At 33.5% G+C, this 13191-nt stretch carries 10 protein-coding genes; 9 read left to right on the forward strand and 1 reads right to left on the reverse strand.

The window, feature by feature from the left end; genetic code table 11:
* Positions 1–4: 4 nt before the first annotated feature.
* The 3 genes from ACH2CG_RS08605 to ACH2CG_RS08615 all read left to right on the forward strand — a co-directional run bounded on the left by ACH2CG_RS08605 (position 5) and on the right by ACH2CG_RS08615 (position 3984).
* The gene (locus tag ACH2CG_RS08605; protein WP_395064180.1) at positions 5–1600 is read left to right on the forward strand and encodes a RagB/SusD family nutrient uptake outer membrane protein; all 1596 of its coding nucleotides are present in this window, start codon (positions 5–7) and stop codon (positions 1598–1600) included.
* A 13-nt stretch (positions 1601–1613) separates the two neighbouring features.
* Positions 1614–2672, forward strand: coding sequence for an IPT/TIG domain-containing protein (locus tag ACH2CG_RS08610; protein ID WP_395064182.1), 1059 nt, complete (start codon positions 1614–1616; stop codon positions 2670–2672).
* Positions 2673–2751: 79 nt separating this feature from the next.
* The gene (locus ACH2CG_RS08615; RefSeq protein WP_395064184.1) at positions 2752–3984 is read left to right on the forward strand and encodes a glycoside hydrolase family 27 protein; all 1233 of its coding nucleotides are present in this window, start codon (positions 2752–2754) and stop codon (positions 3982–3984) included.
* 57 nt (positions 3985–4041) lie between these two features.
* Here the strand turns inward: ACH2CG_RS08615 and ACH2CG_RS08620 are convergent, their stop codons facing one another.
* Positions 4042–5040 carry a GntR family transcriptional regulator gene (locus ACH2CG_RS08620; RefSeq protein ID WP_395064187.1) on the reverse strand — a complete coding sequence of 333 codons (999 nt, stop codon included), beginning with the start codon at positions 5038–5040 and terminating at the stop codon, positions 4042–4044.
* 103 nt (positions 5041–5143) lie between these two features.
* Between ACH2CG_RS08620 and ACH2CG_RS08625 the strand changes: the two genes are divergently transcribed.
* From ACH2CG_RS08625 to ACH2CG_RS08650, 6 genes are all read left to right on the forward strand, one after another.
* The gene (locus ACH2CG_RS08625; RefSeq protein ID WP_395064189.1) at positions 5144–6196 is read left to right on the forward strand and encodes an aldose epimerase family protein; all 1053 of its coding nucleotides are present in this window, start codon (positions 5144–5146) and stop codon (positions 6194–6196) included.
* 3 nt (positions 6197–6199) lie between these two features.
* Positions 6200–7297, forward strand: a complete 1098-nt coding sequence (locus ACH2CG_RS08630) for an arabinogalactan endo-beta-1,4-galactanase (protein WP_395064191.1) — start codon at positions 6200–6202, stop codon at positions 7295–7297.
* Position 7298: 1 nt separating this feature from the next.
* Complete coding sequence (locus ACH2CG_RS08635) at positions 7299–8336, forward strand: arabinogalactan endo-beta-1,4-galactanase (RefSeq protein ID WP_395064193.1); 1038 nt, start codon at positions 7299–7301, stop codon at positions 8334–8336.
* Positions 8337–8340: 4 nt separating this feature from the next.
* Positions 8341–10770 (forward strand): beta-galactosidase GalA, encoded by a 2430-nt coding sequence (gene galA / locus ACH2CG_RS08640; RefSeq protein WP_395064195.1) that lies wholly within the window; start codon positions 8341–8343, stop codon positions 10768–10770.
* Positions 10771–10801: 31 nt separating this feature from the next.
* Positions 10802–11968: a galactokinase gene (gene galK, locus ACH2CG_RS08645; RefSeq protein WP_395064197.1), complete on the forward strand. Its 1167-nt coding sequence runs from the start codon at positions 10802–10804 to the stop codon at positions 11966–11968.
* 155 nt (positions 11969–12123) lie between these two features.
* Complete coding sequence (locus ACH2CG_RS08650; protein ID WP_395064199.1) at positions 12124–13170, forward strand: UDP-glucose--hexose-1-phosphate uridylyltransferase; 1047 nt, start codon at positions 12124–12126, stop codon at positions 13168–13170.
* Positions 13171–13191: the final 21 nt, after the last annotated feature.

Below are 13191 nucleotides of genomic sequence, written 5' to 3' on the forward strand. Positions count from 1 at the left end.
CAAAATGAAAACACAAAATTTATTTAACAGATACAGATTGTTAGTTTTAACAACAGTCGTTTTAGTTTTTGGCTCATGCCAAGAAGATTTTACCAATAGACCACCAGAGGATGCAATAAGTTTAGACGCTTATTATAGTTCTAACTCACAAGTTGCTTCTGCTACTAATGGTTTGTATAGTAGAACATGGTTTCAGTTTAACAATAAATTCTTTTATGCAATTGCTGAGGTTGGATCTGGAAATATGTATACCAATTCTAGCGATGTAAATGCCATGAGAACATTTTCTCTAACAGGAAGTGATCCAGAGTTGGTAAATGGTTGGAGTGCGCTTTGGGCCAATATTGCTCAAGCAAATGCAATAATTAACTTTTTACCAGCAAGAGTTGGCCCAGGAGTTAGTAGCGATGTGCTAAATAATACTGTTGGAGAAGCTTATTTTATGAGAGCTACGGCTTATTTTTATTTAGTAAGATTATGGGGTGCAGTTCCAATAATTGAAAATAATTTAGATTATGCAAGTAGTCCAATAATTCATACCAATAGAGTTGAAGATATTTATAAATTAATAGAATTAGATTATCAAGAAGCAATTGGAAGACTTGTTGCAAAAACTAGAACCGCCAATTATGCCGAAAATGGACATGTGTCTAAAGGATCCGCCAAAGCAATGTTGGCCAAAGTATTTCTATATGAGCAAAAATATCCTCAAGCTAAAGCAATGGCAGAAGATGTAATAAATAGCGGTGAATTTAAATTATTAGGAGGTTCGCAGTTACCAGGTAAATCATTTGGAGATTTATTTACTTACGCAAATAATAACAACGAAGAATCAATATTTGCACTACAATGGAAAGGTGATGGTAACTATGGTTCTGGAAACAATTGTAATACTCAATTCGGAATAAGTAACGGATCGATTTCTACATCCAATGCTTCCTATGGTGGCGTTTTTGCACCTTCACAAGATATTATGGCCGCTTTTAGTACTGGCGATTTAAGACGAAAAGAAACTTTGATGCTTCCTGGTGATGTTTATCCTAATGTAAAAGTAGCCTTGCCTGGATCAACTTTTGGATCATTGACCGTTCCGCCAGCAGACCAAATAGGAGGTCAAGGTGCAGGTTCGGCAATAAAAAAATATTGTATTGGTATTGTTAATGGTGACGTTACTGGTAAAGCAGACAAATGGGCTATGATGGACAACAACACTTACATAATGCGTTATGCCGATTTATTACTTATTCACGCAGAAGCTACATTAGGTGGTTCAACAAGTACTTCAGACGCTGGTGCACTTTCGTCAATAAACGCTGTTAGAAATAGAGCAGGACTAGCAAGTTTAACAACAGTAACTTTCAACGATATCTTTAGAGAAAGAAGATTAGAGTTGTGTTTCGAAGGAGACTATTGGTTTGATTTAGGTAGAATTCCAAGATCACAAGCAACTGCTATTATGGCTGCTCAAAATAGAGGAAACAGATTGTCTGCAGAATATTACACGCCAGATGCAGGTGATTTCTTAATTGATTATCCAGATAATGATGTTGCTAAAAATCCACTATTATTGGAGCCACCAGTGCCTTACAACTTTAATTAAAAAAAATAAAATCATGAAAAACAGTAAAAATAAAAAAATAAATAGCTTTTTAGCGTTTATAGTTTCATTATTCTTATTGTCATCTTGCAGTAAAGATGACAACTCCAGTTCTAGCAATAGCGCTCCTGTTATTAATAGCGTTGCAGCTTCTGTAAATGCCGATGGTAGTCCGTCAAGTTTAACGCCAATTACCTTAGGTTATGCTAATAATTTATATATCATAAGAGGTTCGGGTTTTACAACAACAAAAAAAATCTATTTCAATGAAAAAGATACTTATTTTAATCCAACATTAGTAACCGATACAGAAATTTTTGTTACTGTAGACATCAACACACCTTATGCCAATTCTACTGACGAACTAAAAGTGGTAACTAGTTATGGCACTGCAACATATCATTTTGTTATTGCGCCACCAGCACCAGTTTTAAGTAGTTATAACCCAATAAATGCAAGCGCAGGAGATACGGTTACAATTTATGGAAACTTCTTTCTTAATCCTGCAGTTACCTTTGGTACATCTGCAGCTACAATTGTTTCAAGCTCTTTAACACAAATTCAAGTTATTGTACCAGCTAATCCTTCTCATCAATTTGTTACAGTTACAACAATATCTGGATTTGCAACTAGCACACAAGCTATTGGAACTGCAATTTATGATGATGCAGCAGCTCCATTTGTAGAAAACTATTTGGGACCATGGGATGGAAGCGGTTTTACAGTTGATACCAATGTTAAAATTCAAGGAGCAAGTTCAATACAGGCAACGTTTTCAGGCTATACAGGTTTTAAATTTCCGATGTATTCTTCTCCAGTTTCCACAACAGGTTATTCGGGAATTAGACTTTCCTTTAAAAGTACTAAAGAAACAGGAAAATTTAAAGTAGTTATAAACGGAAATTATAGCGCAGGTAAAGAAATTACTTTCAATAGTAATTGGAAAACTTTCAATATTCCTTTTTCAGATTTAGGAGGAACTCCTGCAACAATAAATGAAATTGTACTTCAAGAATATAACAATGGAGGAGGCGATAAACTTTACATTGATGATGTTGGTTTTATTTTAAATTAATAAATTTGAGTAGTTTATAATTTTTGTTTGAAACCCTGATTTTGTTATTCATTCAGGGTTTCTTTTTATATAAAAAATCATGAAAAAAATCACAATAACGCTTATAGTATTTAGTTTTTCTATTGCCTCTTTCTGTCAAGGAAATACCCACAAACAAGAATCAGGAAAATACGAAGGTTTGGCCAATACTCCACCAATGGGTTGGAATTCTTGGAACACTTTTGAAACCAATATCGACGAAAAATTAGTAAAAGAAACCGCCAATATTATGGTTGCTTCAGGCATGAAAGATGTAGGCTACACTTATATCGTTCTAGACGATGGATGGATGACAAAAGAGCGTGATGCTAATGGCGATTTAGTTCCCGATCCAGTAAAATTTCCATCGGGAATGAAATCATTGATTGACTATGTGCATGCCAAAGGATTGAAGTTTGGATTGTACAATTGTGCGGGTACAAAAACATGTGCTGGTTATCCAGGAACTCGTGGGTATGAATATCAAGATGCACGTTTTTATGCCAATTTGAATATCGATTTTTTAAAATATGACTGGTGCAATACCGAAGGTATAAATGCTAAAGAAGCTTATACAACAATGAGTAATGCTCTAAAAACTGCCGGAAAACCAATTGTTTTTAGTCTATGTGAATGGGGTGACAATCAACCTTGGAATTGGGGAAAACCAATTGGAAACTTATGGAGAATTTCGGGTGATATTAGTCCGTGTTTTGACTGCGAAGACAATCATGGAAGTTGGTCTTCTTGGGGATTTATGAAAATTATTGAAATGAGAAAAGACATACGTAAATTCTCTGGTCCAGATCATTGGAATGATTTTGACATGATGGAAGTTGGTGACGGTATGACCAATGTAGAAGACAAATCACATTTTACAATGTGGTCAATGATGGCCTCTCCGTTAATTGCTGGAAACGATTTTAGAAAAATGTCTAAAGAAACACTTGCTGTTTTAACCAATAAAGAATTGATAGCAGTAAACCAAGATAAGCTAGGAATTCAAGGTTTTAAATATGCTAATCAAGACGGTTTAGAGATTTGGGTAAAGCCATTATCCGACGGAAATTGGGCAGTAACTTTCTTAAATAGAAGCACAACCTCTAAAAAAATAAATTTCGATTGGACTAAAAATCTAATAAAAGATGCCGATTTCAATCTAGAATTAGATCCATCCAAAGCAGTTTTTAAACTCAGAGATCTTTGGCTTAACAAGGAAATAGGAACTACCAAAAAAGCGTTTATTTCTGATATCGCTTCTCACGATGTAATCACTTTAAAATTGACAAAATAAATTTTAATAAACCCCATAGTTTTCAATGGCTATGGGTTTTATGTTTAGAAAAAGCAGTTACAGCGAACCTCTAATTATCAAGCTACTTTTATTCTCAATTTGAATTTTTTTATTGTCTAAAATCATTTCGGCTAATAAAGTTCCCATTTCATTAAAATCGGTAGATATGGTTGTAATTCCATTTGCTACAACTTTTTTTAAAGGTGTTTCATTGTAAGAAATAATCCCAAAATCACTACCTAGTTTTAATTTTTGAAGTTTCGATTTTTCAATAACTTTAACCAAATCTCTGTCGTCTGGAATGACGAATACTTCGCCTTTTTTAATTTCTCTATTTGAAAATTCGGTAATGATTTCATAATGGAATGAAAAATCTACACAAAATTTTTCAAAGCCAATTTTCATACCTAAAGGTTCTCGAAATCCAGGAAAAATCAAAATTAGTTTTTCATATTTTTCCAATAAATAATTCCCTTTTAACAAGGCTTCATAAATATCTTTAACAAAATTTTGATGCACCGAAGGATACTCTTTTAAGTCGGCATTTGTTTGATCTAAAATATAAACATCCTCTTTGGGAAGCATTTTTATTAATGCCGATGCACCAACTAAATTTGTTGGCATAATAATGTATTTAGAATAATTTCCATTACTTTCATTTATCAGTTTTTTGAACATTTCAATATTAAAATGATGAAAAAAAATGTCTATTTGTGCCGATGCGCGCATTGCATCTAAAAAAGAATTATATATATCTTCTTTAAAAATATTCAACTCATCAAAAAGCAAGAAAATGCGTTGCTCAAAGCTAAATTCTACACTTTTTACATAGTAGCCTTTGCCCAAAATTGCATAAATTATCCCTCGTTTTTTTAGTTCATCATAAGCTTGTAAAACAGTATCTCTAGAAATTGAAAATTCCAAACAAACTTTGTTAACCGATGGTAATTTATCATTTCGTTTCAACCTATTTTCTGCAATAGCTACCTCTATTGAAAGTACAATTTGCTTGTATTTGGGCAATGAAGACTGGTTTTCTAGAGTAATAATTTTCATCCTAAAGTAATTAACTGGTGGCAAGATACAAAAAAACTGGTAGGTACTGGTATGGCTTAACGGTCTAGTTTGTTATATTTGATGCCACATTGATAAAATAAACATGTTAAAAAGTCATTTTTCACAATTTTCAACTGCTTTAAATAAGAAATCGTTTGGTTTTTTGCCCAATAGTGAAGAGGTTTTTTGCTATGCTTTAAAAAATAATAAAGGAACAGAATTAGAGGTTATAAATTATGGAGCTACAATAACATCACTAAAAATTCCTATTAATGAAAAAGAAAAAGTTGATGTTGTTTTGGGTTTTGAAAATCTAGAAAATTATATAAATTCTTTTAATTTGTCCAGCGCGCCCTATCTTGGAGCAATAGTAGGAAGATACGCAGGACGAATAAATAATGCTAGATTTATGCTAAACGGAAAAACAATTCAGCTTACAAAAAATCACAATTCGCATCAGCTTCATGGTGGTTTTGAAGGATTTAGCAAAGCTTTTTGGGAAGTAAAATCGGTTACAACCAATAAAAATCCTTCAATTACTTTGCAATACACAAGTAAAGATGGCGAAGAAAATTTTCCTGGAGAACTTTCAGTCGAAGTAACTTATACTTTAACAGAAGAAAACGAATTGAAAGTTGAAATGACTGCAAAATCGTCAGAAGACACGGTCATTAATTTAACACAACACAGTTATTTTAACCTTGACGGACATTCGAGCGATATTATAAACCAAGAACTTTTTGTAAATTCACATCAAACTTTAGAAACCAATATTAACACTATTCCAACAGGTAAGTTTTTTGAAATAAAGCAAACACCATTCGATTATACAAGCCCAAAAGAATGTCCAACAAAAATTGACAATACGTTTGTTTTAGATAAAAAAAATGAAGTTGCGGCTAACCTTTTAAGTAAAAAAAATAAACTTAAAATGTCTGTTTTTACCAACCAACCTGCCGTTCATATTTATGTTGGAGGCAACTGTTTTAACCAAATTAAAGGAAAAGAAAACGCGAGTTATCATCCGTTAAGCGGCATTTGTTTTGAAACTCAAAATTTTCCTGATGCTCCAAATCATGAGCATTTTCCGAATTCCATATTAAAAAAAGGAGTAACTTATCATCATGAAACTACTTTTAAATTTGAAAAATTATAAGCTATGAAAACTATAAAAAAAACATTGAAATTGTCTTTTTTGGTGCTGTTAACATTGAATTTAGTTTCGTGTTCTTCTAGTGATAGTCCAACACCAACACCAACTCCTGTTGTAACAACCGACGATTTTATTCGTGCCGCAGATGTGTCCTATTTACCATTAATTGAAAGTGAAGGAACAATTTACAAACACAATGGAGTTGCCGAAAATGCACTTACTACGCTTAAAAATGCTGGTTGCAATACCATAAGAATTCGTTTGTGGAAAGATCCATCAGATGTACATTCTGGTCTTGCCGAAGTTAAAACGTTAGCACTTAGAGCAAAGAATTTGGGTATGAAAGTTTGGCTAACAGTTCATTATTCAGATACTTGGGCTGATCCAGCAAATCAAACAAAACCTGTTGCTTGGCAAAGTTTATCGTTTTCCGATTTGAAAATTGCTGTGGCAAATTATACGTCAACTATTCTAACCGAAATCCAACCTGATATTTTCCAAATTGGAAACGAAACTAACGACGGAATGATTTGGCCCGAAGGAAAATTATCAACCAACGAATCGCAATATTTGCAATTGCTTCAAACTGCTAGTACCACTATAAGAAGTCAGGCGCCAATTACCAAAATAATGCTTCATTATGCCGGAATTTCAGGATCTGACTATTATTTTGATAAAGTAAAAAACATAAATTATGATTACATCGGATTGTCATACTATCCTATTTGGCATGGAAAAAGTCTAGTAACTTTGCAAAACACCATGAATTCGTTAGGAAATTTATACAATAAAAAAGTTGTTATTGCCGAAACTGCCTATCCGTTTACTTTTGGATACAACGATTATACAAATAACATTGTTGGTTTACCAAGTCAAATAATTCCAGATTATCCTGCAACAAATGATGGTCAAAAAAACTACTTGTCTGCTTTAAAAACTACCATCAAACAAAGTTCTAAAGGAATTGGTTTTTGTTATTGGGGTTCAGAATGGGTTGCTTTTCGCGGACCAACATCTACAAATGGTTCAAGTTGGGAAAATCAATCTTTGTGGGATTTTAATAACAATTCACTTCCTGTATTGGATGTTTTTAGTCAAAATTAATATGAAAAAATCAATTCTAAAATTACTGTTTGTAGCTTTTCTATTTTCATTAAATGGAATTGCACAAAGCAAATTAAAATCTTCTACAAAAACTGCTTTCGCAAAAGGAGCCGATGTGGGTTGGTTGCCACAAATGGAAGCCACAGGTTATAAATTTTATGACACTGACGGAACCCAAAAAGATTGTTTACAACTGCTAAAAGATAGAGGAATGAATTCTATTCGGCTTCGAGTTTTTGTAAATCCAAATGACGATAAAGCAAGCGGACATTGTAGTAAAGAGGAAACGATTGCCATGGCATTGCGTGCTCAAAAAATGGGAATGCGCATTATGATTGATTTTCATTATTCTGATTCTTGGGCTGATCCAGCAAAACAATTTAAACCAAAAGCATGGGAAAATCATAGTTTCGAGGAATTAAAAAATGATGTTTACAACCACACTTTTGATGTAATAAATGCGTTAAAAATGGCTGGTGTTACTCCAGAATGGGTTCAAGTTGGGAACGAAATTCCAGGCGGAATGTTATGGCCAGAAGGAAGTACAAAAAACTGGAATCAACTCGGACAATTATTAAATAAAGGCTACGATGCCGTGAAAGCAGTCGATAAAAACATTAAAGTAATCGTTCATGTAGATGAAGGAAATAACAACGAAAAGTTTAGAATTTTCTTTGATAATGCAACGGCTCAAAAAGTAAAATATGATGTAATTGGTTTGTCGTATTATCCGTATTGGATAAAAAAAGAGTTTACCGAAACCATTGCCGATTTGCAATTTAACTTGAATGATATGGCAAAACGATACAATAAAGAAGTTATGGTTGTGGAAGTTGGTGGCGAATATGACAAAGTGCAAAACACGCACGATATGTTGGTTGCAACTATAAAAGCGGTTAAAAATGTCCCGAAAAACAAAGGAATTGGTGTGCTTTATTGGGAACCACAAGGCGAAAAATCTTGGAGTGGTTATAGTTTAAGTGCTTGGCAAGCCGACGGAAAACCATCACCAGCATTAGACGCTTTTAAAGAAAAATAAAATTATGCAGAATTTCTCAATCTATAATTTCGGAAGAATAGCATTAGCAATTTCGTTTTTTATTTTAAACGGATTCAATGCAAACGCTCAAAAGAAAATAAATCTTAATGAAGATTGGAAGTTTCATTTTGGTCACGCTGCCAATCCCGATAAAGATTTCAATTACAGTACGGCAACTATTTTTTCAAAATCTGGTGCTGCTGTAAATACGGCTATTGATTCAAAATTTATTGACACCACTTGGACATCGGTAAACTTGCCTCACGATTGGGCTGTGGATTTACCTTTTCAAAATTCTGATAATTTTGACGTGCAATCTCATGGCTATAAACCTGTTGGCGGATTTTATCCCGAAACTAGTATTGGTTGGTACCGCAAACATTTTTTGGTTACTAAAGACGCATCCAACAGTCGATTTGAAATTCAATTTGACGGAATTTATCGCAACGCATCCATTTGGATAAACGGTTTTTTTGTTGGAACAAATGCTAGCGGTTATGTAGGAAAATCGTATGATGTTACCGATTACATCAATTTTGACAAAGAAAATATTCTAGTGGTTAGAGTTGATGCCACACAATATGAAGGTTGGTTTTATGAAGGTGCCGGAATTTACAGACATGTTTGGCTCAACCAATTCAATAATTTGCACATTCCAGAAGGCGGTTTGTATGTAGTTCCAGAAGTAAAAGGAAAAAATGCGGATATAAACATTGAAACTACTGTCGAAAACAAAAACTTAAAACCTTCACAATGCATTGTTTATTCTTATATAACTGATAGAAACGGAAAAATACTTGCCAAAACTAGCGAGAAAAAAATGTCCCTTTCAGTAAATGAACGAGCGATTATAAAACAAAATTTATCTTTAAACAAGGCACGTTTATGGTCTTTGGAAGATCCTTATTTATACAGAGTAGTTTCGGTTGTGAAGGAAAACAATCAAATTGTAGATAAAATTAAAAGCACATTTGGAGTAAGAACAATAAAATTTGATGCAACTTCAGGTTTCTTTTTAAACGGAAAACACATCAAAATTCAAGGCACAAACATCCATCAAGATCACGCAGGAATAGGAAGTGCGCTACCAGATTACATGAACTATTATCGCATTAAATTATTAAAAAAAATGGGCTCTAATGCCTACAGAACCAGTCATAATGCGCCAACACCAGAATTGCTTCAAGCCTGTGATAGTCTAGGAATGTTGGTTCTTGACGAACAACGTTTGCTAAACAGTAGTCCAGAATATATAGATCAGTTGGAACGACTAATTAAAAGAGATAGAAATCATCCATCGGTATTTCTTTGGTCTATAGGTAACGAAGAAGGTTGGATTCAAAAAACCGAAACTGGTAAAAAAATTGCTCAAACATTATTAGCAAAACAAAAAGAATTAGATCCATCAAGAACGAGCACTTATGCCGCCGATATGGGCAATGAATTTAATGGTGTAAACGAAGTAGTTCCTGTTCGTGGTTTCAATTATCGTGAATATGCTGTTGCCGATTACCATCGCGATCATTCCAACCAACCAATACTTGGAACCGAAATGGGAAGCACCGTAACTACTAGAGGAATTTACGAAAAAGACAGCATTCGAGCTTACGTTCCCGATCAAGATATCACGGCGCCTTGGTGGGCAAGCAAAGCAGAAACTTGGTGGAAATTAGCCGCAGAAAACGACTATTGGATGGGAGGATTTGTATGGACAGGTTTTGATTATCGTGGCGAACCAACGCCGTATAAATGGCCAAATGTAAATTCGCATTTTGGAATTATGGATGTTTGCGGTTTTCCAAAAAACATATATTATTACTACCAAAGTTGGTGGACAGATGAGGCTGTTTTACATATTTCTCCACATTGGAATTGGCCAGAAAAAATAAGAAAACCAATTGATGTTTGGGTAAATTCAAATGCCGATGATGTTGAACTTTTTTTAAATGGAAAAAGTTTAGGTAAAAAAACAATGCCAAGAAACAGTCATTTAAACTGGGAAGTAATTTATGAACCTGGAACTTTAGAAGCTGTAGCCTATAAAAAAGGTAAAAAACTAACGGCAAAAGTTGAAACTACAAGTCAAGTTTTGAATGTTGTACTTTCTCCAGACAAAACTATTTTAACTGCCGATGGAAAAGATGCAACGGTAATTAATATTTCTTTAACCGATGAAAAAGGTAGAGAAGTTCCAGATGCTGACAATAGGATTCGATTTTATCTCACAGGCGATGCTAAAATTATTGGTGTTGGAAATGGCGATCCGAGTTCGCACGAACCTGATAAATGCGATGTTGGTGCTTGGCAAAGAAGTGCTTTTAATGGAAAATGTCAAGTGATACTACAAGCTGGGAAAACCATTGGAACTATAAAATTAGAAGCCAAAGCCAACGGACTCAATTCTGGTTCAACCTCAATCAATCTTGTAAAATAATTAATAGATACTGGAACAAGTTCAGCATAAAATGAAAAAAAAACTAATACAACATACATCGGAATATTTTGAAAATTTATTTCAAAAAAAACCCGAACATATTTTTCTTTCGCCAGGAAGAATCAATATTATTGGCGAACATGTAGATTATAACGACGGATTTGTTTTGCCAGCGGCAATCAATAAATACATCTGTTTTGCCATTTCAAAAAACACCAATACGGAATGTGCAATTATCGCAAAAGATTTGAATGAAGCTTATAAATTTGATTTAAAAGAGGATTTAAAACCAATAGATAAAATGTGGGTAAACTACATTTTAGGCGTTTTACATCAACTGAAAAACAAAGGATTGCATCAAGGTTTTAATATTGTTTTTAGCAGTACAATTCCAATGGGAGCAGGGCTTTCGTCATCGGCAGCATTAGAATGTGGCATTGGTTATGCTTTGAATAAATTGTATGATTTAGGTTTAACCAAAGAAGAAATTGCAGTTATCGGACAAAAATCGGAACATACATTTGTAGGTGTAAATTGCGGAATTATGGATCAATTTGCATCAGTTTTTGGAAAGAAAAATAAAGTTATAAAATTAGATTGCAACACTTTGGAATACGAATATCATAAAGCCGATTTCAAAAAATATTCCTTACTTTTATTGGATAGTAATGTAAAACATACGCATTTAACATCGGGTTATAACGACCGAAGAAACGAAGTAGAACAAGGATTAGCCATTATAAAAGAACATTTTCCAGAAGTAAAAACATTCCGGAATTGTACAGAAGAAATAATTTTGGAATTGAAAGAACAATTGGGCGAAATTATTTTTAAACGTTGTCATTTTGTTGTAAAAGAAATTCAACGCGTTCAAGATGCGGTTGCTTCTTTACAACAATCAGATTTTGAAAAATTAGGACAATTAATGACCGAAACACATCATGGTTTGTCTAAAGAATATGAGGTAAGTTGCGACGAAATTGACTTTTTAGTAAATGCTGTGGCAAATGAAAAACATGTTTTAGGCTCAAGAATGATGGGCGGAGGATTTGGCGGTTGTTCTATAAATTTAGTCGAAAAAGGTTCAGAAAATGAGTTAATCGAAAAAATATCTGAGCAATATCGTAATGTTTTTGGCATCGAATTAAAATCATACAAAGTAAAAATTTCAAAAGGAACGACAGAATATAAAAAATAATCTTCAATTTAACCATTAAGAAAGTTAAGGCAATTAAGACTTAATGAACCTTAATTTCTTAATGGTTTGAAAAAATCAAACATCTTAAATTAGTGAAATTTGCAAACCAATTAATTTGTGAAAATTCGTGAAATTTGTGTCAGAAAAAAAATAAAATGCAAAAATTCAACAACAACGAACATCCACATAGAAGATACAATCCATTATTAGATGAATGGATATTGGTTTCGCCGCATCGAGCCAAGCGTCCGTGGCAAGGACAAAACGAAAAAATTTCCGAAGATAATCGTCCAGAACACGATGAAAACTGCTATTTATGTTCGGGAAATGTTCGTTCGAACGGAGTAAAAAATGAGAATTATACCGATTGTTATGTGTTTGAAAATGACTTTTCTGCTTTACTAAAAGAAGAAGTTCAATTTGAAAATAATTCGAAACCATTATTTCAATTAAAACCCGAAAGAGGTATTAATAAAGTGATTTGTTTTTCGCCAAAACACAATTTGACGTTACCAGAAATGGAAGTTTCAGACATAGAAAAAGTAGTTAAGACTTGGGCAACACAATACATCGAATTGGGAAGTCAAGATTTTATCAATTATGTTCAAATATTTGAAAATAAAGGTAGCGTTATGGGTTGTAGTAATCCGCATCCACATGGGCAGGTTTGGGCGCAATCATCGTTGCCAACTCAAGTAGAAAAAACCCAAAAAAATCTCCGTTCTTATTTTGAAAAAAATAAAACTAGTTTGCTAAAAGATTATTTGGACGAAGAATTAAAACTGAATGAACGCATTGTTATTGAGAACAATCATTTTGTAGTTTTGGTTCCGTTTTGGGCAACTTGGCCTTATGAAACCATGATTATCAGCAAGCGACATTTTGGAAATATTATTGCAATGACTAATGATGAAACGACTGCATTTGCCGAAATTATAAAAGCAATTACGGTAAAATACGATAATTTATTTGAGACATCGTTTCCTTATTCATCAGGTATTCATCAAGCGCCAACCGACAGAATTTCGCATCCCGAATGGCATTTTCACATGCACTTTTATCCGCCATTATTGCGTAGTGCAACTGTAAAGAAATTTATGGTTGGTTATGAAATGCTTGGTGAAGCACAACGTGATATTTCACCGGAACAAAGCGCTAAAATTTTACGAGAATTATCGGATGTACATTATAAAAAGAAATAATTTAAAAGAATAAATTATAAA

It is taken from the genome of Flavobacterium sp., from assembly GCF_043778725.1.
Taxonomy (GTDB): Bacteria; Bacteroidota; Bacteroidia; order Flavobacteriales; family Flavobacteriaceae; genus Flavobacterium.